General features: G+C 66.2%; 24 protein-coding genes. 17 read left to right on the plus strand and 7 right to left on the minus strand.

The window, feature by feature from the left end; all coding sequences use genetic code 11:
- Positions 1-23: 23 nt before the first annotated feature.
- Positions 24-1,457: a neutral zinc metallopeptidase gene (locus AC4ELS_RS26865; RefSeq protein WP_499050043.1), complete on the minus strand. Its 1,434-nt coding sequence runs from the start codon at positions 1,455-1,457 to the stop codon at positions 24-26.
- Positions 1,458-1,555: 98 nt separating this feature from the next.
- Between AC4ELS_RS26865 and AC4ELS_RS26870 the strand changes: the two genes are divergently transcribed.
- The 8 genes from AC4ELS_RS26870 to AC4ELS_RS26905 all read left to right on the plus strand — a co-directional run bounded on the left by AC4ELS_RS26870 (position 1,556) and on the right by AC4ELS_RS26905 (position 9,223).
- Positions 1,556-2,206, plus strand: a complete 651-nt coding sequence (locus AC4ELS_RS26870; protein WP_499050046.1) for a nucleoside/nucleotide kinase family protein — start codon at positions 1,556-1,558, stop codon at positions 2,204-2,206.
- Between the two features lie 119 nt (positions 2,207-2,325).
- Entirely contained in the window at positions 2,326-2,913 is a 588-nt protein-coding gene (locus tag AC4ELS_RS26875; RefSeq protein WP_055116075.1) for a peroxiredoxin, read from the plus strand.
- Between the two features lie 2 nt (positions 2,914-2,915).
- Positions 2,916-3,449: an alkyl hydroperoxide reductase AhpD gene (ahpD, locus tag AC4ELS_RS26880; RefSeq protein WP_064961182.1), complete on the plus strand. Its 534-nt coding sequence runs from the start codon at positions 2,916-2,918 to the stop codon at positions 3,447-3,449.
- Between the two features lie 82 nt (positions 3,450-3,531).
- Positions 3,532-4,878, plus strand: a complete 1,347-nt coding sequence (locus tag AC4ELS_RS26885) for an MFS transporter (RefSeq protein ID WP_448447876.1) — start codon at positions 3,532-3,534, stop codon at positions 4,876-4,878.
- 125 nt (positions 4,879-5,003) lie between these two features.
- Positions 5,004-5,954: a LacI family DNA-binding transcriptional regulator gene (locus tag AC4ELS_RS26890; RefSeq protein ID WP_499050051.1), complete on the plus strand. Its 951-nt coding sequence runs from the start codon at positions 5,004-5,006 to the stop codon at positions 5,952-5,954.
- 114 nt (positions 5,955-6,068) lie between these two features.
- Positions 6,069-7,271 (plus strand): cytochrome P450, encoded by a 1,203-nt coding sequence (locus AC4ELS_RS26895; RefSeq protein WP_448447880.1) that lies wholly within the window; start codon positions 6,069-6,071, stop codon positions 7,269-7,271.
- 73 nt (positions 7,272-7,344) lie between these two features.
- Complete coding sequence (locus AC4ELS_RS26900; protein WP_499050122.1) at positions 7,345-8,412, plus strand: phosphotransferase; 1,068 nt, start codon at positions 7,345-7,347, stop codon at positions 8,410-8,412.
- Between the two features lie 73 nt (positions 8,413-8,485).
- Positions 8,486-9,223 carry an SDR family NAD(P)-dependent oxidoreductase gene (locus tag AC4ELS_RS26905; protein WP_448447882.1) on the plus strand — a complete coding sequence of 246 codons (738 nt, stop codon included), beginning with the start codon at positions 8,486-8,488 and terminating at the stop codon, positions 9,221-9,223.
- A gap of 90 nt (positions 9,224-9,313) precedes the next feature.
- Here the strand turns inward: AC4ELS_RS26905 and AC4ELS_RS26910 are convergent, their stop codons facing one another.
- From AC4ELS_RS26910 to AC4ELS_RS26920, 3 genes are read right to left on the minus strand one after another with little or no spacing between them, the layout of a single operon-like run.
- Positions 9,314-9,616: a hypothetical protein gene (locus tag AC4ELS_RS26910; protein WP_499050054.1), complete on the minus strand. Its 303-nt coding sequence runs from the start codon at positions 9,614-9,616 to the stop codon at positions 9,314-9,316.
- Positions 9,616-11,118, minus strand: a complete 1,503-nt coding sequence (locus AC4ELS_RS26915; RefSeq protein WP_064886249.1) for a class I adenylate-forming enzyme family protein — start codon at positions 11,116-11,118, stop codon at positions 9,616-9,618. Before AC4ELS_RS26915 ends, AC4ELS_RS26910 begins: the two co-directional genes overlap by 1 nt.
- Positions 11,115-11,963 (minus strand): SDR family oxidoreductase, encoded by an 849-nt coding sequence (locus AC4ELS_RS26920; RefSeq protein WP_064886248.1) that lies wholly within the window; start codon positions 11,961-11,963, stop codon positions 11,115-11,117. Before AC4ELS_RS26920 ends, AC4ELS_RS26915 begins: the two co-directional genes overlap by 4 nt.
- 255 nt (positions 11,964-12,218) lie before the next feature.
- On the opposite strand from AC4ELS_RS26920, the gene AC4ELS_RS26925 reads away from it, so the two are divergent.
- The 4 genes from AC4ELS_RS26925 (at position 12,219) to AC4ELS_RS26940 (ending at position 16,376) form a co-directional block, all read left to right on the plus strand.
- Entirely contained in the window at positions 12,219-13,820 is a 1,602-nt protein-coding gene (locus tag AC4ELS_RS26925; protein ID WP_064961180.1) for a methylmalonyl-CoA mutase family protein, read from the plus strand.
- 66 nt (positions 13,821-13,886) lie between these two features.
- Complete coding sequence (locus AC4ELS_RS26930) at positions 13,887-14,288, plus strand: cobalamin B12-binding domain-containing protein (protein ID WP_064886246.1); 402 nt, start codon at positions 13,887-13,889, stop codon at positions 14,286-14,288.
- Positions 14,285-15,241 carry an LLM class F420-dependent oxidoreductase gene (locus tag AC4ELS_RS26935; RefSeq protein WP_064886245.1) on the plus strand — a complete coding sequence of 319 codons (957 nt, stop codon included), beginning with the start codon at positions 14,285-14,287 and terminating at the stop codon, positions 15,239-15,241. Before AC4ELS_RS26930 ends, AC4ELS_RS26935 begins: the two co-directional genes overlap by 4 nt.
- Before the next feature lie 73 nt (positions 15,242-15,314).
- Positions 15,315-16,376, plus strand: coding sequence for a CaiB/BaiF CoA transferase family protein (locus tag AC4ELS_RS26940; RefSeq protein WP_064886244.1), 1,062 nt, complete (start codon positions 15,315-15,317; stop codon positions 16,374-16,376).
- A 54-nt stretch (positions 16,377-16,430) separates the two neighbouring features.
- On the opposite strand, the gene AC4ELS_RS26945 is transcribed toward AC4ELS_RS26940, so the two are convergent.
- Positions 16,431-16,742 carry a 2Fe-2S iron-sulfur cluster-binding protein gene (locus tag AC4ELS_RS26945; RefSeq protein ID WP_064886254.1) on the minus strand — a complete coding sequence of 104 codons (312 nt, stop codon included), beginning with the start codon at positions 16,740-16,742 and terminating at the stop codon, positions 16,431-16,433.
- Positions 16,743-16,860: 118 nt separating this feature from the next.
- Between AC4ELS_RS26945 and AC4ELS_RS26950 the strand changes: the two genes are divergently transcribed.
- The 4 genes from AC4ELS_RS26950 to AC4ELS_RS26965 are packed head-to-tail and all read left to right on the plus strand — an operon-like array spanning position 16,861 to position 20,925.
- The gene (locus tag AC4ELS_RS26950; RefSeq protein ID WP_436971771.1) at positions 16,861-18,258 is read left to right on the plus strand and encodes a class I adenylate-forming enzyme family protein; all 1,398 of its coding nucleotides are present in this window, start codon (positions 16,861-16,863) and stop codon (positions 18,256-18,258) included.
- Positions 18,236-19,081, plus strand: a complete 846-nt coding sequence (locus AC4ELS_RS26955) for an acyl-CoA dehydrogenase family protein (RefSeq protein WP_064961176.1) — start codon at positions 18,236-18,238, stop codon at positions 19,079-19,081. The genes AC4ELS_RS26950 and AC4ELS_RS26955 overlap by 23 nt, the downstream gene beginning before the upstream one ends.
- Positions 19,068-20,156 carry an acyl-CoA dehydrogenase family protein gene (locus tag AC4ELS_RS26960; RefSeq protein ID WP_064961175.1) on the plus strand — a complete coding sequence of 363 codons (1,089 nt, stop codon included), beginning with the start codon at positions 19,068-19,070 and terminating at the stop codon, positions 20,154-20,156. The genes AC4ELS_RS26955 and AC4ELS_RS26960 overlap by 14 nt, the downstream gene beginning before the upstream one ends.
- Before the next feature lie 4 nt (positions 20,157-20,160).
- Positions 20,161-20,925 carry an enoyl-CoA hydratase/isomerase family protein gene (locus AC4ELS_RS26965; RefSeq protein WP_064886241.1) on the plus strand — a complete coding sequence of 255 codons (765 nt, stop codon included), beginning with the start codon at positions 20,161-20,163 and terminating at the stop codon, positions 20,923-20,925.
- Between the two features lie 97 nt (positions 20,926-21,022).
- On the opposite strand, the gene AC4ELS_RS26970 is transcribed toward AC4ELS_RS26965, so the two are convergent.
- Positions 21,023-21,808: an SDR family NAD(P)-dependent oxidoreductase gene (locus AC4ELS_RS26970; protein WP_499050060.1), complete on the minus strand. Its 786-nt coding sequence runs from the start codon at positions 21,806-21,808 to the stop codon at positions 21,023-21,025.
- An 89-nt stretch (positions 21,809-21,897) separates the two neighbouring features.
- Positions 21,898-22,662, minus strand: a complete 765-nt coding sequence (locus tag AC4ELS_RS26975; RefSeq protein WP_064961173.1) for an SDR family NAD(P)-dependent oxidoreductase — start codon at positions 22,660-22,662, stop codon at positions 21,898-21,900.
- A gap of 80 nt (positions 22,663-22,742) precedes the next feature.
- Here AC4ELS_RS26975 and AC4ELS_RS26980 point away from each other — a divergent pair, with 80 nt between their 5' ends.
- Positions 22,743-23,903, plus strand: a complete 1,161-nt coding sequence (locus AC4ELS_RS26980) for a thiolase family protein (RefSeq protein WP_463794341.1) — start codon at positions 22,743-22,745, stop codon at positions 23,901-23,903.
- The last annotated feature ends 11 nt before the right edge of the window (positions 23,904-23,914 follow it).

Below are 23,914 nucleotides of genomic sequence, written 5' to 3' on the forward strand. Positions count from 1 at the left end.
TCTCCTCGACTGGACTCATCGGCTCACGGGAACCTCTGGTAGCACTGTGCGTCATCGCCTTGCAGGCCGGACCGGTAGGCCAGGATGCGGGTGAACCCCGCAGGCAGCACCCTGCCGTTGACGTCGCTGGCGGCCAGCCCGTTGGTGAGCAGGCTGCTGATCGCCTCGTCGGTGTCTCCGGCCGACAGCGTGATCGGCAGACCGGGCTCGGCCATCCTGGCCTGACCCACGCCGGTCAGGCAGCCGGTGCGCATCGCGGCCACGGGAGTGTCGAGCGTCAGGCCCTTCTCGTGTTGTAACGCCATGGCGTACCGCGATGTCAGGACGGAGATCGCCGAGTTGTCGCCTTGGAGGAGCTCCTGTTCGTCATTCTCGTTTCTGGCTTCCCCCAGGGCTTTCAGCCCCGCCAGGTCGACCACGATGGTGTTGGTCGCCGGGCAGTAGGACGCCGGCGGAGACGGTCCGGCGTCGGGGCATGCGCTCGGCTCGGTGGTCAACGTGGGTGGGTTGGTGGGTGCGTAGACCTGCCGCAGCGACTGCATGGTGTGGTCAAGCAGATTCGCGGTGATCGTGCTGTTGGCGCTCTGCGGGCCGCCGAAGAAGTCGAGAAATTTGGGCAGATCGCCGCGGCGCTTGGTGATCTCGTCGGAGTCCATGGCTGCGCACTGGTCGACGTTGCCGCTGAAGCCGATCTGGAAGGCGCTGACCCGGTCCAGCGCCGAACCGTGCTCGTTGCCGGTGAGCGTTGCGTCGACCCGGGTCATCAGGGGATCGCGGATGTAGATCAGCCCGGCCAGGACATGGTTGAGACCGTCGCCGGTGCTCAACTCGAAGCGCGGAGACTTTCCGGCGGCCACCCAGCGCAGGTAGACCCCGGCCAGGCAATCCGCCTGCTGCTCGGCCACCAGCACGGGCGTGCTCTCGTTGATCAGCCGCGCCTGTTGCTGGACGGCGTGGCCGTATTCGTGGGCCATCACCCCGACCACGCCCATCTGGCCGAAGTACTGCGCTGCCACCGGAATCGCGACGCCGCGGTCCCATGCCATCACGTCACTCTTGAGGCAGTAGAAGGCGTTGGTCAGCCCGACGGTGCTTTCCCCGCAGATCTCGAGTCCGGGGGAGGCATCGGAGTTGTAGGACACCAGGCGAGAGACGGGGGTGAAGGTTCCCGGAAGGGAACCGCCGCTGTAGTTCTGCGACCAGAAATCCTCGATGTCGTCGACGGCCAGCAGGGCCAGGTCATCGATCTGGCCGCCATCGGTGTTCTCGGCCCGGCGGGTCGGCGCGGGGGCATCGGGCCGGGTGCCGCTGTGGCCGTCGGTCACCGGCAGTCCACCCACCCGGTCGGGTAGGAACAGCATCGAGGTCGCCCTGCCCCCGACCACGGGGGCGTTCCCGCAACCGGCCAGCAGCGCCGCACAACAGGCCAGACCGAGCCACCAGCGAAGCCTCGCCAACTGATCCGCCTTCCACGCGATCCACCCCAGCCAGTTCTACCTGTTCGCGACGACGTTCGGCGCGGGCCGCCGATGACCTGCGGGACAATGGCGGCGCTATGTACACCTTCGAGGATCTGGTGACTCGGGTATTGGCCCGTGCAGCAGAGCCGGGGACGGCCGTCATCGGGATCGCCGGGGCGCCGGGGGCGGGTAAATCCACGCTGACCGAGGCGCTCGTCGTCGCCGTCCGGGCCCGGCTCGGCGGCGACGCGGTGGCGCACGTTCCGATGGACGGATTCCACCTCGCCGATGTGGAATTGCGCCGGCTTGGCCGGTTGGACCGCAAGGGCGCGCCGGACACCTTCGACGTTGCCGGATATGCCGCGCTGTTGCGCCGTATCCGCGGACGCACCGAGGTGGTCTACGCCCCCGGTTTCGAGCGCGACATTGAGCAGCCGGTGGCCGGTGCGATCCCGGTGTTCCCGGGAACGGCGGTGGTGCTCACCGAGGGCAACTACCTGCTGCTCGACGATCCGGCGTGGTCGGCGGTGTCCGCGGAGATCGACGAAATCTGGTTCTGCGTAACAGAAGACGATCTCCGCGTCGCCCGTCTGGTGGCTCGCCACATCGCCTTCGGGAAGCCGGCCGGTGCCGCGCGGCGCTGGGTTTCCGAGGTCGATGAACCCAATGCCCGGTTGGTGGCGGCGACTGCGGAGCGGGCCGATCTGGTAGTCCCGGTGGCGGCCGTGAGGCCCAGCTCACACTGATGTCGTCTGTGTGCATAATCACGGTTCAGTGAGTTGCTATAAGCCTCGGTGAGAGCCATGATTGTGGTGGTAAATCTGGAATCATTCCAGAAAATCAGCGCGAGATTGGATAGGTTGCAATGGCACTTTTGTCGATTGGTTCTCAGTTCCCGGAATACGACCTGACGGCCGTGATTGGTGGAGATCTGTCCAAGGTCGACGCCAAGCAGCCCGATGACTATTTCACCCGCGTCACCAACAAGGACGACGAGGGCAAGTGGCGGATCATCTTCTTCTGGCCGAAGGACTTCACCTTCGTGTGCCCCACCGAGATCGCCGCGTTCGGAAAGCTCAACGAAGACTTCGAGGATCGCGACGCCAAGGTGATCGGCGTTTCGGTGGACAACGAGTTCGTCCACTTCCAGTGGCGTGCACAGCACGAGGACCTGAAGAAGCTGCCTTTCCCGATGGTTTCGGACCTCAAGCGTGAACTCACTGCGGCGGCCGGCGTGCTCAACGCCGACGGTGTCGCCGACCGGGCCACCTTCATCGTCGACCCCAACAACGAGATCCAGTTCGTCTCGGTGACCGCCGGTTCGGTTGGGCGCAACGTCGACGAGGTGCTGCGGGTTCTCGACGCACTGCAGTCCGACGAGCTGTGCGCATGCAACTGGAAGAAGGGCGACCCGACGCTGAACGCCGGCGAACTGTTGTCCGAGGCGGTCTAGTCATGAGCATCGACAACATCAAGGAAGCGCTGCCGGAGTACGCGAAGGACCTCAAGCTCAACTTCGGCAGCATCGTGAAGTCCACGGAGCTCACCGAGCAGCAGTTGTGGGGAGCGTTGGTCGCCACGGCCGCCGCGACCAAATCGCAGCAGCTGCTGAAGGAGATCTCCGAGGATGCCCTCGACGTGCTGAGTGCGGAGGCATACCACGCCGCCCTCGGTGCCGCGTCGATCATGGGGATGAACAACGTCTTCTACCGGACCAAGGGGCAGCTCGACGGCCGCTACGACGACCTGCGGGCCGGTCTGCGGATGAACATCATCGCCAATCCCGGTGTGCCGAAGGCTGACTTCGAGCTGTGGTCGCTGGCGGTGTCGGCCATCAACGGCTGCTCGCACTGCCTGTCCGCGCACGAGACCGTACTGCGCGACGCCGACGTCTCTCGCACGACGATCTTCGAGGCCATCCGGCTGGCGTCGATCGTGTCCGGGGTGGCCCAGGCGTTGCTCACCGCGGATGCGCTCGCCGGAGTCTGATACGTAAGGCCCAGAAATGGGCTTACGCGCATAACTCGACAGATAAACTCGCCTCTCGCGATTCTGAGAGGCGAGTTTTCTGTTGACGGCACCAACGAGCGACACCCGCACCTCCCGCATCGACGCCACCGTGCGCAAGGCGATCACCGGTGCGTCCATCGGCAACGCGGTCGAGTGGTTCGACTTCGCCATCTACGGTTTCCTGGCGACCTACATCGCCGGCAACTTCTTTCCGGCCGGCAACGAAACCGCCTCGCTGCTCAACACTTTCGCCATATTCGCCGCCGCATTCTTCATGCGTCCGCTCGGCGGCTTCGTGTTCGGTCCGCTGGGTGACCGGTTGGGGCGTCAGCGGGTGCTCGCCGTCGTGATCCTGCTGATGTCGGCAGCCACGCTGGGCATCGGCCTGCTGCCCACCTACGACACCATCGGTGTGGCCGCGCCGCTGCTCCTGCTCCTGCTGCGGTGCCTGCAGGGATTCTCCGCCGGCGGCGAGTATGGCGGTGGCGCAGTCTATCTCGCCGAGTACGCGAGCACCCGGCGACGCGGCTTCACCGTCACGTTCATCGCATGGTCGGGGGTGCTGGGATTCCTGCTGGGCTCGGTCACCGTCACGCTGCTGCAGGCATTTCTGGCGACCGAGGCGATGGAGAGCTACGGCTGGCGTATCCCCTTCCTGGTGGCGGCGCCGCTCGGCCTGGTCGGTCTCTACATCCGGCTGCGCCTCGACGACACTCCTGAGTTCGCCGAGCTCGACGAGGCCGACCGGGTGGCCACCTCGCCGTTGCGCGAAGCCGTGGGCACCGCGCGACGGGCAATCCTGCAAGTCATCGGCCTGTTCATCGTGTTCAACGTCGGCTATTACGTCGTCTTCACCTTCCTGCCGACGTACTTCATCAAGGCGCTGCACTTCAGCAAGACCCAGGCGTTCGTCTCGATCACCCTGGCCAGTCTGGTGGCACTGATCCTGATCCTGCCGTTGGCCGCGCTGTCGGACCGGATCGGGCGCAAACCGCTGCTGATCGCCGGCTCGGCCTCCTTCGTGGTGGGCGCGTACCCGCTTTTCCTGCTGATGAATTCGGGATCGGTGGCAGCGGCGATCGTCGGGCACTGCCTGCTTGCGGCCATCGAATCCGTGTATGTCGCGACGGCGGTGACGGCCGGGGTGGAGCTCTTTGCGACCCGGGTCCGCTACAGCGGCTTCTCGATCGGTTACAACATCGCGGTCGCGTTGTTCGGCGGGACCACCCCGTATGTGGTCACCTGGCTCACCGCAGCAACCGGCAACAACCTGGCCCCCGCGCTGTATCTGGTTGCCGCGGGCGTCGTCTCGGTGGCCACCGTCTTGACGTTGCGCGAGAGTGCAGGGCAACCAATGCGTGGCGTGAGCGACCCGTCGGACCAGCACCGTGCCACGATGACATCGTGAGCACGACAAGAGGACGTCCGACGGGTGCGAAAGAAGGACGCCCGACGGGCGCAAGCGGACGCCCGACGGGCGCAAGCGGACGCCCGACGGGATCGAAAGTCGGGCTCCGTCCGACCAAAGCCGACGTGGCCAGGCTGGCCAACGTCTCGACGGCGACCGTCAGCTATGTCCTCAACAATGTTCAAGGGCAACGCATCTCGGAACAGACCCAGGCCGCGGTACGCAAAGCGGCGGCCGACCTCGGTTACCGGCCCAACCTTGCAGCCCGCAACCTCGCCGTCGGCGGCAGCGGTGTGGTGCTCTACATCGTGCCGCGCACCGATCTCGGCGAACTGCCTCTGGAGGTCGGCAGTCGTCTCACCACGGCGCTCGGCCGGCACGGCATCGTGCTGTCGATGCAGCTGGAGACGGATGACGGTCAGAACATCGTCGACGCGGTCGCGAACCTCAACCCGGTGGCCGTCGCCGGCGTGTTCCCGCTCACGGGTGCCGCTGCCGCGGCAGTCGAGGCGGCGCGGATTCCGCAGATCTACCTGGGCAGCGAGAAACTGCGCGCGCTCGGGTCGTTGCATCTGACCGTCGGAGAGATGCGGGTGGAGCATCTGATATCGCGCGGCCATACCCGCCTCGGCTTCGCCTATGCCGGTGCACAGGTGCTTCGGCCGCTCGGTGACTACTGGCTGTCGGGTCTTCGGGTGGCCGCCGGTGCGCACGGCCTGCCCGAGATCGAGGTCGACACCGTGGCCACCGACGGGTCCGATGCGGCCGGTGTGGTGTCCAGATGGGTGGCCGCCGGCGTGACGGCGGTGTGCGCGCAAAGCGATGAGACGGCGTTCGTGGTTCTGCACGGGATACGCCGGGCCGGCCTGCGTTGCCCGGATGATCTCGCGGTCATGGGGGTCGACGCGATACCGCTGGGTGCGGTGAGCTCGCCACCGTTGACCTCCGTTGCATTCGACGCCAAGACCATCGTCGATGCCGCGGTCCCGGCCATGATGGCCGAGCTGGGGTATCCCACGGTCGCCGACGCCGACGGTAGTGACCCTGCTGGGCTCGTCGTGCGCGACAGCACCTGAGCGTTGCAGATGAACGGCATACCGTAACCCGTACGGGCCTTGTCCGGGGGCGTCCCCGCCGTGTAACTTACGCGGGTAAGTAACTCTCCGCAGCCCTCAGAGAGGCGGACCGCCGTGAGCGTGAGCACCACCAATGACGTGTATTTCGATCCCTACGACGTCGAGATCAACGCCAACCCGTATCCGACGTTCGCCCGGCTCCGCGAGGAATCGCCGCTGTACTACAACGAGCAGTACGACTTCTACGCGCTGAGCCGCTTCGCCGACGTCAACAAAGGCCTCGTCGACCACGAAACCTTCAGCTCAGCGCGCGGCGCGATCATCGAACTGATCAAGGCCAACATCGACATCCCCTCCGGCGCCCTGATTTTCGAGGATCCGCCGATCCACACCGTGCATCGCAAGCTGTTGGCCCGGATGTTCACCCCACGCAAGATCAATGCGTTGGAGCCCAAGATCCGGGAATTCTGCGCGCAGTCGCTGGACCCGCTGGTGGGGGCCGGCAAGGTCGACTTCATCAAGGATTTCGGCGCGATCATGCCGATGCGGGTGATCAGCGCGTTGCTGGGGATCCCCGAGGACGACCAGGAGATGATCCGCGACCACGGCAACGACCAGCTGCGCACGGAGGCCGGCAAGCCGATGAAGGCGGCGCAGGAAGGTCTGGTCGACGGTTCGATCTTCGAGACCTACATCGACTGGCGTAAGGACAACCCGTCCGACGACATCATGACCGACCTGCTCAATGTCGAGTTCACCGACGAGCACGGCGTGACCCGCAAGCTCACCCGCGAGGAATTGCTGATCTACATCAACGTGGTGGCAGGAGCGGGTAACGAGACCACGACACGATTGATCGGTTGGGCGGCAAAGGTTCTCGCCGAACATCCCGATCAGCGGCGCCAGCTGGCCGAGAATCCCGCGCTCATCCCGCAGGCGATCGAGGAACTGCTCCGCTTCGAGCCGCCGGCCCCGCACGTGGCGCGGTACGTCACCCGCGACGTGGAGTTGCACGGCCAGACGGTCCCAGAGGGCAGCGTGATGATGATGCTGATCGGCGCGGCCGTCCGTGACAGCCGCCAGTTCCCGCCTGACGGTGAGGTTTTCGACATCCATCGCGAGCAGCACCAGCACCTGGCGTTCAGTGTCGGCACCCACTACTGCCTGGGTTCGGCGCTGGCGCGGTTGGAAGGCCGGATCGCGTTGGAGGAGATGATCAAGCGCTTCCCGGAGTGGGACGTCGATCTCGACAACGCCATATTGTCGCCGACTTCGACGGTCCGCGGCTGGGATTCGATGCCGGTGTTGATCCCGTGAGCGACGCTTGCGGAGCGAACCGTACCTGGACACGCGGGAGCCGAGCCTGCGAGGCAACCGCGTGACGGCCTCGATGACCGTCCCCAAGGACTGGACCCAGGTCACGCCCGAGTGGTTGACGGCCGCGTTGGCCGACCACCACCCCAATGCGGTGGTGGATCGCGTGACGGTCGACATGCGCGACGACGGTACCAACCGCCGTGCGCGCCTGTCGGTCACGTATAAGCCGGGGCCGACTGGACCTTCCAAGGTGTTCGCCAAGGCCGTCGATCCCGGGCACAAGGAGATGATCAAGTACACCAGCGGTCTGCTGCATGAGCCGAGGTTGTTCAACTCCAAAGTCGAGCTGCCGCTGGAGCATCCGACGGTGTATGCGGCGCCGATCGACGAGGGCGACGAGGACTTCATGCTGGTCATGGAAGACCTCACGGCACGTTCGGCAGACCCACGCGACGCCACCAGACCGCTGACCGTGGAGCAGGCTGCGCACGGCGTACGCGGCCTGGCCCGGTTGCACGGCGCGTTCTGGGGTGCGCGGGTGCGCCGTCCCGGACTGGAGTGGCTGGAACCGTTCGAGCCGTGGGACGGCATGCAGTGGGCCCCGCTGCCCGCAGCTCTGGAACGTCTCGGTGACGATGCGCCGGCCTCAGTGCATGCGCTGACCATCGACCATCTGGTGGAAGGGATCTGGAAGCCGTTCATCCGGACCCTCACCGCAGCCGGCGTCCCGCAGACGCTGCTGCACGGTGATCCGCATATCGGAAACACGTACCTGCTGCCCAACGGGGATGTCGGATTCCTCGACTGGCAGGTGGCCCGCCACGGCAACTTCTCGCTCGACCTCGGTTACTTCCTGCAGGGTGCGCTGACGACGGAAGACCGAAGGGTCGCCGAACGCCAGCTGCTCGAGGAATACCGGGATGCGCTGGAGCTTCCGGCCGAGGAACTGCCGTCGCCCGATGAGGTCTGGTTGCGATACCGGGCCTCGGTCGCCCACGGCCTGATGACCTGGCTGGCCACCGCCAGCGCGGGCGAGCTGTGGCAACGCCCGGACATCGCACTGGCGCTGGCTCAACGGTATTCAGCGGCGTACGAGGATCTGCAGACCGCACAGGCGCTGGCCGACCTCGTCGGTCGGTGATGACGTCGGTCAAACCGACCGCCTGACGGGAATCCTCGATCTCGACACCCGCCGAGCCACTACGGTGTCCGGCATGACAGGTGTGGTGGTGACAGGTGCAGCGTCGGGGATCGGTCGGGCCAGCGCGGAGGCGCTGATCGCAGACGGCCGGCGGGTCGCGTTGTGGGACATAGCGCCCGAGGTCCGCGAGGTGGCCGAAGGGTTGGGCATGCCGTCGACGGTGATCGACGTGTGTGACACCGGTGCGCTCACTGCGGCCGTCGGGGAGACCGCACAGGCGCTCGACGGCGTCGACGGCCTGGTGCACGCCGCCGGCCGCGTGCTCCCCGAACCGGTGGGCGCCTTCACCGAGGAGTCCTGGGACGCGGTGCTCGACGTGAATCTGCGGGCGCAGGCGCTGTTGATGCAGTTGCTCCTGCCGCATCTGGAGAAGTCAGCGAAGGACGGCGGATCGCCCGCTGTGGTCGGTATCTCGAGCATCGAAGGCCTGGCCGCCAACCCCTTCATCCCGGCCTACTGCGCCTCCAAGGCCGGTCTGCTCGGCATGACCCGATCGATGGCTGCACAGTTGGGTCCGTTGGGAATTCGGGTCAATGCGGTGTGCCCGGGCTTCATCCACACGCCGATGCTGCAGATCGCGTTGGACGTCGAGGAGATCCGTGCGAGCTTCGAACAGGCCGCGCCGCTGGGTCGGCTCGGGCAGCCTGACGAGATCGGGGCGGCCGTGGCGTTCCTGATGTCACCCAAGGCGTCGTTCATCACCGGTACGCAACTCGTCGTGGACGGGGGAGTGACCAGCCGTCACGCGTGATTGCGCGACCCCCACGACGAATGGCCAGTTATGACAGGCGAACTCGGAGAGTCTGTGTCATAACTGGCCACTCAGCCGTTCTGGTGGGTGTTAGTCGCTGGCCGGAAGCGGTTTGGCCTCTTTGAGGCTGAGAGCGGTGGTGCCGACCGACAGCGTGCCCGCGCCCGCCTTGGTGACCAGGACCTCGGCGCCGCCCTCGTCGACGTAGCGCTTGCCCATCAGGTTGCCGTCCGAGAACGCGCCGTCGATGGTGAGTTCGGAATCCGTCTCGGCATCGAGTGGGACCATGGCGACGCCACCGGCGCGGAGGTCGTCGAGGCTGTCGGCGCTGCGCACCACGATGACCTGGGTGTCGCAGACCTGGCTCTGCAGGCGGGTGCCGTTCTTGATCACTATGCTGACTCCTTCGAAACAGGTGAGAGTTCGTCGACGAGTTGGCGGCGCAGAACCTTGCCGGTTGGGTTGGTGGGCAGCTCGTCGCGGAACACCACCCGGTCGGGGGTGCGCGAACCGCGCAGTTGCTTGCGAACATGCTCGCGTAGTGCATCCGGGTCGGGGGAGGCACCCTCGGCGGGTACCACGACGGCCACGATGATCTGACCCCACTGGGGATCTTCGGGACCGACGACGGCGACGTCGCGGACCTCGGGATGCTCGACGAGCACGTCCTCGATCTCGGCGGGGGCAATGTTCTCCCCGCCGCGGATGATGGTGTCGTCGGATCGTCCGCCGATGAACAGGTAGCCGCCCTCGTCGAGCGTGGCGACATCCTTTGTCGGGAACCAGCCCTCGGCGTCGAGCACCGAGCCGATGTCGGTGTAACGACCCGACACCTGCTCACCACGCACGAACAGCTCGCCCGTCTCGCCCGCGCCGAGCACGGTGCCGTCGTCGGCGCGGATCTGCACCTCGATACCTGGGACCACCTGGCCGACCGAGCCGAGTCGCCGGGCGCCGGCCGCATCCTCGGCAGCCAGCGCTTCGCGGTGGTCGTCGGGGCCCAGAACCGCGATGGTGGAACTGGTCTCGGTCAATCCGTAGGCGTTGACGAACCCGACGTTGGGCAGCAGCTGAAGGGCCTTGCGGACCAGTGGCAGGGCGACCTTGGAGCCGCCGTAGGCGAGGTTGCGCAGGGTGGGCAGTTCCAGCCCGGCGGTTTCGAGGGCCGTGACGATGCGGTCCAGCATGGTCGGCACCACGGTCGCCGACGTGACGCCTTCGGTGCGAACCAGCTCGACCCACTTGTCGGCGTCGAAGTGCCGCAGGTACACCATCTTCCGGCCGGCGTACAGGTTCGACATGGCCGCGCTGACTCCGGCGATGTGATACGGCGGGACGCAGATCAGCGCCGCGTCTTCGTCTGCCGCCGAGGCGAATTCGACGGTTCCGGTGATGTAGCTGGTGAGGTTGTTATGGGTGAGCTCGACGGCCTTGGGCCGCGAGGTGGTGCCCGAGGTGAACAGCACGACCGCGACGGCGTCAGGGTCGGCGAACTCGGCCGCGGCTTCGGCGGAGCGGGCGGCAGCCAGGAACTCCTCGGAAGTGATCACCTGCTTGCCCGCACCGGCGACCACGTCGGCGTACTCGGCATCGGCGACCACCAGCGGTTCGGGCAGGCGCTCGATCAACTCGTGCAGACCGTCGCGGCTCAGACGGTAGTTCAGCGGGGTGAACGGCACCGCGGCGCGGGCCGAGGCGAACAGCAGCAGCGGCAGCAGCGCTCCGCCGGTGCCGACGTAGGCCACGTGTGCGGCTCCGGAGGCCGCGATGACGCCGGCGCCGCCGTCGGCCAGGGTGCTGAGTTCCTCGGTGGTCAGGCGGAGATCGTCGGACACCACTGCGGTCCGGTCGGGCCCACCCGAGACCGCCATCTCCAGCAGTAGCGAGATGCTCATAGGCCCTGTCCCGGTGCGTCGATGAAGATGTCGATGATCGGATTATCCCCGCCGCCGTAGCGGGAGAGGTCGGTGACACCGGAAGCGGTGAGCACCTCCGAGTCGACGAACGTCTGACCGTTCACCTCGGCGGCCGGGCGGGAGAGGATCTCCACGGCCGCATCCGCCATGATCTCGGGGCTGCGGGACTGTGAGGCCATCTTGTCGCCGTCGGCGAGGTTGGTCACCGCGGCGGTGGCGATGTAGGTCTCGGGCCACAGGCAGCTGAAACCGATGCCCGCGTCCGCGTATTCAGCTGCCCAGCCGAGCGACAGCAGCGTCATGCCGTACTTGGACAGGGTGTAGGAGGGGTGTGCGCCCAACCAGTAGGGGTTCATGTTCATCGGCGGGGCCAGGGTCAGCACCTGGCCGTTGGTGGACTTGCGCAGGTGTGGCAGGGCGGCCTTGGTGAGCAGGAAGGTGCCGCGGATGTTGATGTCCATCATCAGGTCGAACTTCTTGGCCGACAGGGACTCGGTGGGGTCGGTGGAAATGGCGCTGGCGTTGTTGATCACGATGTCGACGCCGCCGAAGTGCTCGACCGCGGTCTCGACGGCGCGGGCCACGTCCTCTTCCTTGCGCACATCGCCGACCACGGCCACGCCCTTGCCGCCGGCAGCTTCGACCTCGGCAACCGCGGTGTGCACGGTGCCGGGCAGCTTGGGGTGGGGTTCAGCGGTCTTGGCCAGCAGCACCACGTTGGCCCCACGGCGGGCGGCGCCGAGCGCGATCGCCAGCCCGATACCGCGGCTGCCGCCGGATACGACCAGCGTGCGATCGGTGAATGACTCTTGCTGGCTGGACATGGTCCTCCTCGTCGAGCGCAGCGTCCGCTATGCGCCGTGTGTCAACCGTACCCAAATGGTATTGGCATTCTCATTTTTAGCAAGTGTCGTAATCGTGGGGCGCACCGCCTGCAGAAACGGCATCGACCAGACCTCTTCGCCTGCGCCGTGAGAGGTCCTCCGGGTGCAGGTCCGGGCACTCACGGCCAGTACAAGTGCCACATTTCCACCACGCGGTATTGGCATTCTCATTTTTAGCAAGTACGTTATCCACTGATGAGCGAGCAAGATGTCTCTCCTGTAGAGACCCCATCTGGCATCCCGCTGGCGCCCGTCTACGGACCGGACGACCGCGCGGTCGAACCGCCTGCCCCCGGGACCTACCCCTTCACCCGCGGCAACTTCGCCTCCGGCTACCGCGGGAAGACCTGGACCTTCCGGCAGTACTCGGGCTTCGGTACCGCCGAGGAATCCAACCGGCGGTACCGCTACCTGCTCGATCAGGGCGGGACGGGCCTGTCGGTCGCGTTGGATCTGCCGACCCAGTGCGGCTATGACTCCGATGACGAAGAGTACGGGGAAGAGGTCGGCCGCGTCGGCGTTGCCGTCGACACCCTGGCCGATGCCGAGATCTTGTTCGACGGCATCCCGCTGGACCAGATCAGCACCAGCTTCACCATCAACGGCACGGCGGCCATCCTGCTGGCTTTCTATGTGGCGGCGGCGGAGAAGAAGGGCGTGCCGCGCGAGAAGCTCACCGGCACCATTCAGAACGACATCCTCAAGGAATACGCGTCGCGCGGCACCTGGATCTGGCCGCCCGAGCCCTCGCTGCGGCTGATCGCCGACACCATCGAGTTCTGCGCCGCAGAGGTGCCGCGGTTCAACGCGATCTCGGTGGCAGGTGCACACTTCCGCGACGCCGGGGCCAATGCCGTTCAGGAGATGTCGTTCACCCTGGCTGACGGAGTCACCTATTGCGACACTGTCGTCGAACGCGGCCGAATGACGATCGACAAGTTCGCCCCGCAGATTTCGTTCTTCTTCTACACCCACGGTGACTTCTTCGAGGAGATCGCCAAATACCGTGCGGGCCGGCGGCGTTGGGCCACGATCGTGCGGGAGCGCTACGGCGCGACCACCGACAAGGCCTCGATGTTCCGGTTCGGCTGTGTCGCGGGCGGGGCCTCGCTGTACGCGCCGCAGGCGCAGAACAACCTGGTCCGGGTCGCCTACGAGTCGTTGGCGGCGGTACTGGGCGGCGTGCAGTCGATGTTCACCGCAGCGTGGGACGAACCGTTCGCCCTGCCCAGTGAGGAGTCTGCGACGCTGGCCCTGCGTACCCAGCAGATCCTGGCGTACGAAACCGGTGTCACCAAAGTCGCCGACCCGCTGGGCGGTTCGTATTTCGTCGAGGCGCTGACCGATGCCACCGAGGCCAAGATCATCGAGATCATGGACGACCTGGAGAAGCACGGCGGCATGGTGCGGTGCATCGAGGACGGCTACCTGCAGGGGCTGATCGCAGACGAGGCGTTCAAGATTCACAACGAGATCGAGTCGGGCGAGCGGCCGGTGGTCGGGGTCAATAGGTTTGTCACCGACGAGCCGGCGCCCGACATCGATACCTACGAGCTCGATGCCGAGGGGCGCGATCTGCAGCTCAAGCGGCTGGCGAAGGTCAAGGCCGAGCGCGACGACGTTGCGGTCAAAGAGACTCTGGCCGCGTTGGCCAGGGGTGCTGAAGGCAGTGGACCGGGGGCAGACAACTTGATGCACAGGTTGATCGACTGCGCCAATGCGTATTGCACAGTGGGAGAGATGGTGTCGACCTTGAAGTCCGTGTGGGGCGAGTTTCAGCAGCCGGTGGTGTTCTGATGGACAGGTTGCGCCGCGATGAGCGCCTGCGCGAAGAGCCCACGACGAAGAAGCGAGGGCTTTGAGATGGCAACCCGAGTACTCGTCGCAAAACCCGGGCTCGACGGTCACGACCGCGGGGCCAAGATCGTCGCGCGTACATTGCGTGACGCGGGATACGAGGTCATCTACACCGGCATCCGTCAGCGCATCGAGGACATCGTCTCCATCGCGCTGCAGGAAGATGTTGCGCTGGTCGGTCTTTCGATCCTGTCCGGTGCGCACGTCGCGCTGACCACGCGCACGGTCGAGGCACTGCGAGCCGCCGATGCCGGCGACATCGCCGTCGTCGTCGGCGGCACCATCCCGCAGTCCGACGTCCAGAAACTCCTCGACGCCGGTGCGGCTGCGGTGTTCCCGACCGGAACGTCGCTCGAGACACTGGTGACCGATGTCCGTGCCCTGACAGAAAAGGTTTCGAAGTCATGAGACTGGGCGTGATGATCGGGGCCGAGCGCGGCGATATGGCCCGTAAGGTCGCCAAGCTGGTCTCCGATATCCAGTGGGCAGAATCCGCCGGCCTCGACAGTGCGTGGATGCCGCAGGTACCCAACGACTTCGACTGCTTGACCATGGTGGCGCTGATGGCGGCCAACACGTCGCGCATCGAACTCGGCACCGCGGTGGTGCCGCTGCAGGCGCAGCACCCGATCGCGCTGGCTCGTCAGGCACTGTCGGTGCATGCCATGTCGGGTGGCCGGCTGGCTCTCGGCGTCGGGCCGTCGCACCACTGGATCGTGCGCGACATGCTTGGCCTGCCGTATGAAAAGCCCGCCGCCTACACCCGGGATTACCTTCAGGTACTGAACACCGCGATTGCCGGGCCCGGACCCGTTGATGTGGAGAACGATTCGTTCACCGTGCACAACCCGACTGTGCTGGCCGCCGATACGCCGATGCCGGTGCTGGTGTCCGCACTCGGTCCGGTGATGCTGCAACTTGCCGGTGAGCACGCCGACGGCACGTCCTTGTGGATGGCCGACGAGAAGGCGATCGGCGAGCACATCGCTCCCAAGATCAACAAGGCTGCCGCCGAAGCGGGCAAACCCGCACCACGGATCGTCGCGGGCATCCCGGTCACGCTGTGCGCCAACTCCGAGATCGAGGCCGCCAAGGAACGGGCCAACCGGATCCTGGCCGAGGCCGAGACGTCCCCGAACTACCAGCGTCTGTTGGACCGGGGCGAGGCGCGCAACGTCGGGGATCTGTGTGCGGCGGGCGATGAGGAGTCGATTCTCAAGCGGTTCAAGCAGTTCGCCGACGCGGGTGTCACGGACCTGTCGGTGCGGTTGCTGCCGATCGGGGAGACCCGCGACGAGCTGATCGCGTCGAAGTACCGGACGCGTGAGGTGATCGCCGAGCTGGCGAAGGCGGTCCGGTGACAAGCCCTCGCCGAAACAACGCTTTGTGGCGACTTCTGGGCCCGATCACGTCAAAACCCGTAGTCTCGGCGAAATGACGGGGCCTCTCGCGGGTATCCGCATCATCGAGGTCGGCGTCATGTTGGCCGGACCGTACGCCACCATGATGCTGGCCGATCTGGGCGCCGAGGTGATCAAGGTCGAACCACCCGGCGGGGAGATCTCCCGTCAGGTCAGCGACAGCTACTTCGCCAGCCTCAACCGGGGTAAGCGCAGCATCTGCCTCGACCTCGCCTCCGAGGCCGGTCAAGCGAAATTGGCTGAACTGGTGGCTGATTCGCATGCGTTGCTGGTGAACATGAAGCCGTCGGTGATCCGCAGGCTGGGGCTCACCTACGAGAATCTGCGGAACGTCAACCCCAAGATCGTGTGCGTCGCGATGACGGGATTCGGGCTGGACGGGGGAGACGACCCGGCATTCGACTACGTCATCCAGGCCGCCACCGGCGTAGCCGCGATGACCGGCGATCCCGACGGCCCACCCACGCTGCCGGGCTACTCGTCGGCGGACAACTCGACCGGGTTGACCGCTGCGCTGGGCTTACTGGCGATGATCGTGTCGGGCAACGGCGGCCAGGTGGATGTCTCGCTGCGGGACGTCATGCTCTCGCAGCTGAACTACCGTGCCTCGGCATATCTGAACGACGGAGCCGAACCACGCCGCCACCCGTTCGGCGCCCATTCCTACTACGTACCCGCACAGCTGTTCCCAACCGCCGACGGCTATCTGGCGTTGTTCATCACCCACGACGGGTTCTGGAAGTCGTTCGCCGGTGAGGCCGGGATCGAAGGTTTCGAGACGATGGCCGAGCGGGCCGGCAGGCGCGATGAGGTGCTCGGCGTAGTAGCCGCCGCACTGGCGACCGATACGGCTGTGGGGTGGGAGTCACGGCTGAAGCCGCTGGGGATCCCGGCGGCCGCGGTGCGAACGTTGCCGCAGGCATTGGATGCGACGCCCGAAATGCTGGTCACCGCTGGGGATTTCCGGTTGGTGGGTAGCCCGGTGCATGTCGCCGGGTATTCACCGGACTATCGGCCTGCGCCCGCGTTCGACGAATACGGACAGTGCTCGCCGGTTTCTGCACCTGGGTCGTGACTGCTTGCTCGCAGCAGCCCAACGGTGGAATCCGGCGGCACCTCGCGCCCGAGCTCAGTCCTCGTCGTAGGAGACGGTCACCGCGTCGCAATCCGGCACGGCCTGGCAGGTCAACACGTAGCCATCGGCCACCTCGTCGTCGTCCAGTGCGTCGTTGACGCGCATGGTCGCGGTCCCCTCGAGCAGCTTGGCCATACAGGTGCCGCAGTTACCGGCTTCGCACGAGAACGGCGGCGTCATACCGGCTCGGCGCGCGCTCTCGAGCAGGGTCTCGCCCTCCCTGCGCGGCACGGACAACTGCTCGCGGTCGAAGACGATCGTGACCTTGCCGTCCGCTCCGCTGCCTGCCATCGCTCCTGCGGTCATGTAGCTCCCCTGTGCACGTACGTTCTGATATGAAGAGAATACCATTCTCGTTAACTGATAGTATCTTCTCGGCATGGTCGGTGCCTACTCAGAGGCTTCGGGAGAGGGGTTGTGAATCTTGACTGAGGTCACAACTGCTCCTCGCGTGCGCACCCCCGCCGTTCTGGCATTCGACGACCGTGAGTACACCCTCGCTGAACTCGATGCATTGACCAGCGGCATGGCCACCGCCCTGGAGCACCGTGGCGTGCGCCCGGGTGACCGGGTGGCGATCATGTCGTCCAACCGCCCCGAGTTCGTGGTGGCGCTACGGGCGATCTGGGGGCTCGGTGCGGTGGCAGTGCTGATCAGTCCGGCCTGGAAAGCCACCGAGGTGGCGCATGTTCTGGCCCTGACCGCCCCGAGTCATGCGGTGGGTGATCACGAGGCGCTGGCCGCGCAGATGCCGATGTTGCATCTGGATGAGCCGATCACCCCGGGGCGAAGGCAGTTCGACCTGCCCGACCCGGACGGCGATGCGCTGTTCGTCTTCAGTTCGGGAACCACCGGTCTGCCCAAGGCGGTCCGGCACACCCACCGCGGGTTCGCCGCAGCCATCGAGCATTGGCGCGACGCGCTGGGGTTCACCGACGCCGACCGCATGCAGATCATGACGCCGCCGTCGCACATCCTCGGTCTGCTCAACATCGCCATGGTGCTCGACACCGGCGCCTGGATGCGTCTGCACCGCCGCTTCGACATCGACACCATGCTGCGTCACATCGAGTCGGACCGGATCACGATCGAGATGGCCGTGGCGCCAATCGCTTTGGCGCTGGCCGCACATCCGGATCTGGGCCGCTACGACCTGTCCTCGCTGCGCTACGTGATGTGGTGTGCCACCCCGGTCACCCGCAGCGTCGCCGACACCGTCACCGAGCGTGCCGGCATTCAGTGGCTGACCGCCTACGGCACCACCGAACTCCCCGTGATCGCCTGCAACCCACTCGATGCCACCCGCATCGACACCGTGGGCCGGCCGGTGCGCGGGGTAGATGTGCGTATCAGCGAGGACGGCGAGATCCAGGTCCGGTCGGATTCGGTGATGGCCGGCTACCTGCCGAAGGACGCCTCGGCGGGCGCATTCAGCGACGGCTGGTACCGCACCGGTGACATCGGCTACCTCGATGACGACGGCTATCTGCGCATCACCGACCGCTCCAAGGAGATGGTCAAGGTCCGCGGCTTCCAGGTGGCGCCGGCCGAGGTCGAGGCGGTGCTGCACGGCCACCCTGCGGTGACCGACTGTGCGGTGTTCGGTGTCACCGACGCGGCCGACGGCGAGGCCGTCGTGGCCGCCGTGACGACACATTCTGCGGTGTCAGCAGAGGAGCTCATCGACCTCGTCGGTGAGCGGCTGGCCTCGTACAAGCGGCCCAGCCGCGTGGAGTTCGTAACCGACATACCGCGGTTACCTTCCGGAAAGGTATTGCGACGAGTGTTGAAGGAGCGGCATGGACGTTCGTCTGACGTCTGAACAGCAGCAGCTGCGAGAGGCCGCAGCGAAACTGGCCGACGACCTCGGACCTGATGCGGTCGGGGAATTGTCGGATGAGGGCCGGATTGCCCGGTTGGAAAGTACGGTCGCTGCCACCGAGTGGCGCACCCTGCGGTCCGACGGCGCCTCCGGTGTGGAAGTGGCGATCGTCGCCGAAGAGTTCGGTCGCGGTCTTGTCGACGTGCCGTTCCTGGGCCCGGTGCTCGCCGACGATCTGGCCCGTCGGCTCGATCGTGAGGTGACGGGCGGCTCGGGAGAGCCCGGCGGGGACGAAGCTGCCACCGCCGGTGTGGATCTGACTCGCAGCACCGCTGGTGTGGTCGAGTCGCCTGCCGAGCTCGGTGAGCTGTCGAGCGAGGACGCCCTGCGCTGGCAGGCGCTGGCGCTCGCTGCCACGAGCGCAGACCTGGTCGGTGCTGCGCGCGGCGCGCATGCACTGGCCGTCGATTACGCGAAAGTCCGTGAGCAGTACGGCTCGACGATCGGCTCGTACCAGGCCGTCGCGCACCTGCTGGCCGAGGGGCTGGCGCTGATCGAGGGTTCGATCAGCGTCCTGCGCCACGCAGCATGGGCCGTCGACGAGTTGCCGGGGGAGGAAGCCGTCCGGGCCGGGAAGATCGCCAAGATCTACTGCGCTCGTGCCGCGCGGACCGTGTGTGAGACCGCGATTCAGGTGCACGGCGGTATCGGAAACACCTGGGAATGCTTGGCGCACGTATACCTGCGCCGCGTTCTGGTGGCCACCGAGTTGTGGCCCGTCAAGCTAGAGGACCTGGAGGTAACTGATCTTGGACTTTCGTGATTCAACTGAGGAAGCTGCCTTCCGGGACCGGCTGCGGACCTGGCTGGCGGACAACGCCGCGTCCTTCAAGGCGTCCGGCGACGATTACTGGGCCAGGATGGGTGAGTGGCATCAAGCCCTCTATGCCGCAGGGTTTTTCGGCACGTCGTGGCCCAAGGAGTTCGGTGGCCAGGACCTGCCGCCGGTGTACGACGTCATCGTCGACGAGGAGCTGGCCCGGGCCGGCGCCCCGCCGCGCCCCAGCCTCGGCTACCTGGTGGTCGGGTTGGGCCACCACGGCAGCAAGGAACTGCAGCAGCGGTTCCTGCCGGGCATGATCAACGGCACCGAGCGTTGGTGCCAGGGCTTTTCGGAGCCGGGCGCCGGTTCGGATCTCGCCTCGTTGACCACCACGGCGACGCGCGACGGCGACAACTACGTCATCAACGGACACAAGATCTGGACCAGCTATTCCGATGTGGCGGACTGGTGCCTGGTGTTGGCTCGTACCGACAAGGATGTGGCCAAGCACAAAGGCATCTCGGCCTTCATCGTGTCGATGCACCAGGACAGCATCGAGCAGCGGCCGCTGCAGATGATCAACGGTGTCACGACCGAGTTCGGCCAGGTGGCGTTCGACGGTGCGGTGGTGCCGGCCTCGAATATGGTCGGTGAGCCGGGCGACGGTTGGCGCCTTGCCATGACGGTGGTCAGCCACGAGCGGGAACCGTCTACTCTCGGCTACTCCGCTCGCTACGGGAAACTGGTGCGGGAGATGGCTTCTCGGGTGTCGGGTAAGACGCCAGAAGATCTCGCGTGGGCCGGGGTGCAGGCCGAGATGCTCCGTCTGCACGTGCGCCGGCGGCTGTCCGAACAGCTCGACGGGCTCAAGCACGGCCCCGACGGCTCGCTGGACAAGCTGCTGATGACCTGGGTTGAGCAGTCCGTCGGGCACGCCGCGCTCGCGGTGGCCGGCACGTCTGACCCCGAGTTGCTCAGCGCCTATCTGTACAGCCGGGCTCAGAGCGTCATGGGTGGCACGTCGCAGATCCAGAAGAACATCATCGCCTCACGAATCCTCGGGCTGGGAGTCTAGATACATGTACGGAATGCCAGACGAAATCGATGTGCAGGCCGACGGTGCCCTGCGCATCATCACGCTGAACCGCCCCGACGCGCTCAACGCCGTCAACGACAACTTGCACGTCGGGCTCGCGAAGATCTGGGAAGAGCTGAACGAGGACGCCGACGCGCGGGCGGCGGTGATCACCGGTGCGGGACGCGCGTTTTCGGCCGGGGGTGACTTCAACTATCTCGACGAGCTGCGCCGCGACGAGGCGTTGCGTCAGAAGACGATCAAGCACGGACGTGATCTCGTCATCGGGATGGTGCGGTGCCGCATCCCGGTGGTGGCCGCGGTCAACGGGCCGGCGGTCGGGTTGGGCTGCAGCCTGGCCGCGCTGTCCGATGTGGTGTACATGGCCGAGAACGCGCACTTCGCCGATCCCCATGTGCAGATCGGGCTGGTGGCTGCCGACGGTGGCCCGCTGGTGTGGGGCTCACAGATCAGTCTGTTGCAGGCCAAGGAGTTTGCGCTGACCGGTGTGCGGATCAAGGCTCAGCGGGCAGTCGAACTCGGCCTGGCCAATCATGTGGTCGAGGACCCGCTGGCCGAGGCGATCGCCTGCGCGAAGAAGCTCATCGATCTGCCCAAGCAGGCGGTCGAGGCGACCAAGCGGTTGATGAACATCCAATTGGAGCAGCAGGTGATGGCGTCGCTGGATTACGCCAACCTCGCCGAGTATGTGTCGTTCGGCACTGCGGATTTCAACCGGATCGTGGACGGTCTGATCGCGAAGAACTGACTCGCTGGCACCGCGAGCGTGCGTGTCTGCTGCCCGACACTCAGTGCCGAGGCAGCATTCCACGCACCCTCGCGGTGCACGGGTGACCCGTGATCGGCTAGAAGGTCAGAGCTTCGGAGCGTTGGACCGTGCCGGTGACACCACCGGCATCTTGTCCGGCCAACCGGACGGCTGCGAGTCCCATCGCCTCGGGCGGCTCGACCATCTCCGGTGGGATCTGCAGCCCGCTGCCGCCGGCCTGCCAACCTTCGGTCAGCACCACGCGTGACGGGCTCAGACAGTTGACCGCGATGTTGTCGCCGCGCAGATCCGCGGCCAGGCCGAGGTAGAGCCGTTCAGCCGCAGCCTTGGATACCCAATAGGCATTGGAGCCGTGTTCGACCATGTCGACCCCGGTGGTGGTGACCGCGATGAGCGACCCGCCGCCGCGTTCGCGAACGTGCGGGATGACAGCCTTGGTCACCAGGAACACCCCGGTGAGGTTGACGTCCAGGCACAGCTGCCAGCGTTTGAGCGGTGTGGTCTCGACCGGGCCGAGCCACAGCACACCGGCGTTGGCGACCAGGATGTCGATGCCACCGAGTTCTGAAACCGTCTTGACGACAGCCTTGTTCACGGATTCTTCATCGGTGACATCGCAGGCGACCGGGAGGGCACGGCCCCCGGACTCGTTGATGGCCGCGGCCACCGACCCGATGGTGCCCGGCAGCTTGCCCTGCTCCTCAGAGCGGGCCGCGACCGCCACCGCAGCGCCTTCGGCGGCCATGGCGGCAGCGATCGTCGCGCCGATGCCGCGGCTGGCGCCGGCGACGAAGGCGACCTTGCCGTTGAGCCCGCCGGCCGTCCCGTCACTGTGGACCGACGCTTCGTGCACATTCGTCATGGGCTGAGTGTGCACGAAATGCTGCGTAGCACCGGCGTTTCCAGCAACAGACACGCACGCTCGCGGTGCAAGGGGGAGGCCATTAGCCATTACTTCGGCGGGAAGCGCAATGCCCCGTCGAGGCGGATGATTTCGCCGTTGAGATAGTCGTTTTCGACGATGCTCTGGGCGAGTTGGGCGTACTCGGTCGAGCGGCCCATGCGCTTGGGGAAGGGCACCTGCGGGCCCCAGTACTGCTCGAGCTGATCGGCGGCCTTGCCGTAGGCGGGGGTGTTGATCGTGCCGGGGGCGATGGTGCAGACCCGGATGCCCAACGGCGACAGGTCGCGCGCGGCGACCAGCGTCATGCCGAGTACACCGCCCTTGGCGGCCGAGTAGGGCAGCTGGCCGATCTGGCCCTCGTAACCGGCGATCGAGGCGGTGTTGACGATGACGCCGCGGCCGCCTTCCTCCAACGGTTCGGTCTTGGCGATCGCCGCAGCGGACAGTCGCATCACGTTGAACACCGCGGTCAGGTAGAACTCGATGGTCTTCTTGAATCCGTCGAGATCGAGGGGAGACCCGTCCTTGCCGACCAAGCGGCCGCCGGCGGCAGGCCCGCCGTGGGTGTCGACCGAGATGCGGAGCGGGGCAAGGGCTTCGGCCTCGGCGATGGCAGCGAGCACCGACTCCTCGGAGGTGGCGTCGGTGGGCACGTAGCGCACACCCAACTCTTTCTCCAGGGCCGCGCCCTTCTCGTCGGCCAGGTCCGCGACGACCACCTTGGCTCCTGCGGCCTGCAGACGGCGGACGGTCGCTTCACCCAGGCCACCCGCACCGCCGACGACGATCGCGGAACTACCGGCGATTTGCATAGGGTTCCCCTTCTTGCAACTGTGACTCTCTGGCTGCGAGAATAACATTCTCTTACCGGGTGAACCAGGGAGCAGAATCAATGCCTGAAGCCGTCATCGTGTCCGCGCTGCGGACTCCCATCGGCACGGCCAAGAAGGGCACGTTGCGTGATACCGATGCCTACGCGCTGGCCGACCACGTAGTACGGGCAGCCGCCGAGGACCTTGCCGGCTACGGCACCATTCCGGTCGACGACGTGATCCTCGGCGAGGGCCTCTACGGCGGCGGCGTCGTGGCCCGCCATGCGGCCATCACCGCCGGCCTGACCACGGTTCCCGGTGCGTCCGTCAATCGGCACTGCGCCGCCGGTCAGGCCGCGGTGCAGAACGCGGCTGCGAGTATTCGCGCCGGCATGGACCGGTTGGTTCTGGCCGGTGGCGTCAACTCGGCCTCCACCTCGCCCCGGTTCGTCCGCGCGGCCAGCAGTGCCAAGGACGCCGAATGGGTGAACTGGTTCCCGCCCACCCACCCGGACCGCCCGGACGCACCGAACATGGACATGTCGATCACGGTGGGCTGGAACGCCGCGGTCAAGGCCGGGGTGAGCCGCGAGGAGATGGACCAGTGGGCATTGGGTTCACACCTCAAGGCCATCGCGGCGATCGACGAGGGGCGGTTCAAGGAGGAGATCGTCCCGATCCAGACTCCGCACGGGCTGTTCGACACCGATGAGCATCCACGCCGTGACACCACCCTGGAGAAGCTGGCCGCACTCAAACCACTGCATCCAGAGATCGACGGCTTCTCCATCACCGCAGGCAATGCGTGCGGAGCCAACGACGCTGCCGCACTGCTGACGATCGCCAGCGACAAACTCGGACTACCCGCCCTGGCGACCATCAAGTCCTGGGCATCGGTGGGCGTCGACCCGGCATCCACCGGGCTGGCCCCCGTCGAGGCCATCACCAAGGCCCTTGGCCGGGCCGGTCTTTCGCTGTCGGATGTGGACCTGTTCGAGATCAACGAAGCCTTCGCGTCGATGTGCGTGGCCACCATCAAGCTGCTCGACATCGACCCGGAAATCGTCAACGTCAGCGGCAGCGGGTGCTCACTCGGACACCCGGTGGCCGCCACTGGCGCGCGCATGCTGGCCACCATGGTCCACGAACTGCGCCGCCGCGGCGGCGGTATCGGTGTCGCCGCGATGTGCGCCGGCGGTGGGATGGGTTCGGCGACGGTCATCGAGGTGCATTCGTCGTAGTGTCGACCGTG

The sequence above is a fragment of the Mycobacterium shunyiense genome, assembly GCF_058270035.1.

What these genes read in the sequence shown, in the direction of transcription:
- AC4ELS_RS26870 (WP_499050046.1), top strand. Translation starts at nt 1,556, where the DNA reads ATGTACACCTTCGAGGATCTGGTGACTCGGGTATTGGCCCGTGCAGCA.
- AC4ELS_RS26875 (WP_055116075.1), top strand. Translation starts at nt 2,326, where the DNA reads ATGGCACTTTTGTCGATTGGTTCTCAGTTCCCGGAATACGACCTGACG.
- ahpD (WP_064961182.1), top strand. Translation starts at nt 2,916, where the DNA reads ATGAGCATCGACAACATCAAGGAAGCGCTGCCGGAGTACGCGAAGGAC.
- AC4ELS_RS26900 (WP_499050122.1), top strand. Translation starts at nt 7,345, where the DNA reads ATGACCGTCCCCAAGGACTGGACCCAGGTCACGCCCGAGTGGTTGACG.
- AC4ELS_RS26905 (WP_448447882.1), top strand. Translation starts at nt 8,486, where the DNA reads ATGACAGGTGTGGTGGTGACAGGTGCAGCGTCGGGGATCGGTCGGGCC.
- AC4ELS_RS26915 (WP_064886249.1), bottom strand. Translation starts at nt 11,118, where the DNA reads ATGAGCATCTCGCTACTGCTGGAGATGGCGGTCTCGGGTGGGCCCGAC.
- AC4ELS_RS26920 (WP_064886248.1), bottom strand. Translation starts at nt 11,963, where the DNA reads ATGTCCAGCCAGCAAGAGTCATTCACCGATCGCACGCTGGTCGTATCC.
- AC4ELS_RS26925 (WP_064961180.1), top strand. Translation starts at nt 12,219, where the DNA reads ATGAGCGAGCAAGATGTCTCTCCTGTAGAGACCCCATCTGGCATCCCG.
- AC4ELS_RS26930 (WP_064886246.1), top strand. Translation starts at nt 13,887, where the DNA reads ATGGCAACCCGAGTACTCGTCGCAAAACCCGGGCTCGACGGTCACGAC.
- AC4ELS_RS26935 (WP_064886245.1), top strand. Translation starts at nt 14,285, where the DNA reads ATGAGACTGGGCGTGATGATCGGGGCCGAGCGCGGCGATATGGCCCGT.
- AC4ELS_RS26940 (WP_064886244.1), top strand. Translation starts at nt 15,315, where the DNA reads ATGACGGGGCCTCTCGCGGGTATCCGCATCATCGAGGTCGGCGTCATG.
- AC4ELS_RS26945 (WP_064886254.1), bottom strand. Translation starts at nt 16,742, where the DNA reads ATGACCGCAGGAGCGATGGCAGGCAGCGGAGCGGACGGCAAGGTCACG.
- AC4ELS_RS26955 (WP_064961176.1), top strand. Translation starts at nt 18,236, where the DNA reads ATGGACGTTCGTCTGACGTCTGAACAGCAGCAGCTGCGAGAGGCCGCA.
- AC4ELS_RS26965 (WP_064886241.1), top strand. Translation starts at nt 20,161, where the DNA reads ATGTACGGAATGCCAGACGAAATCGATGTGCAGGCCGACGGTGCCCTG.
- AC4ELS_RS26970 (WP_499050060.1), bottom strand. Translation starts at nt 21,808, where the DNA reads ATGACGAATGTGCACGAAGCGTCGGTCCACAGTGACGGGACGGCCGGC.
- AC4ELS_RS26975 (WP_064961173.1), bottom strand. Translation starts at nt 22,662, where the DNA reads ATGCAAATCGCCGGTAGTTCCGCGATCGTCGTCGGCGGTGCGGGTGGC.
- AC4ELS_RS26980 (WP_463794341.1), top strand. Translation starts at nt 22,743, where the DNA reads ATGCCTGAAGCCGTCATCGTGTCCGCGCTGCGGACTCCCATCGGCACG.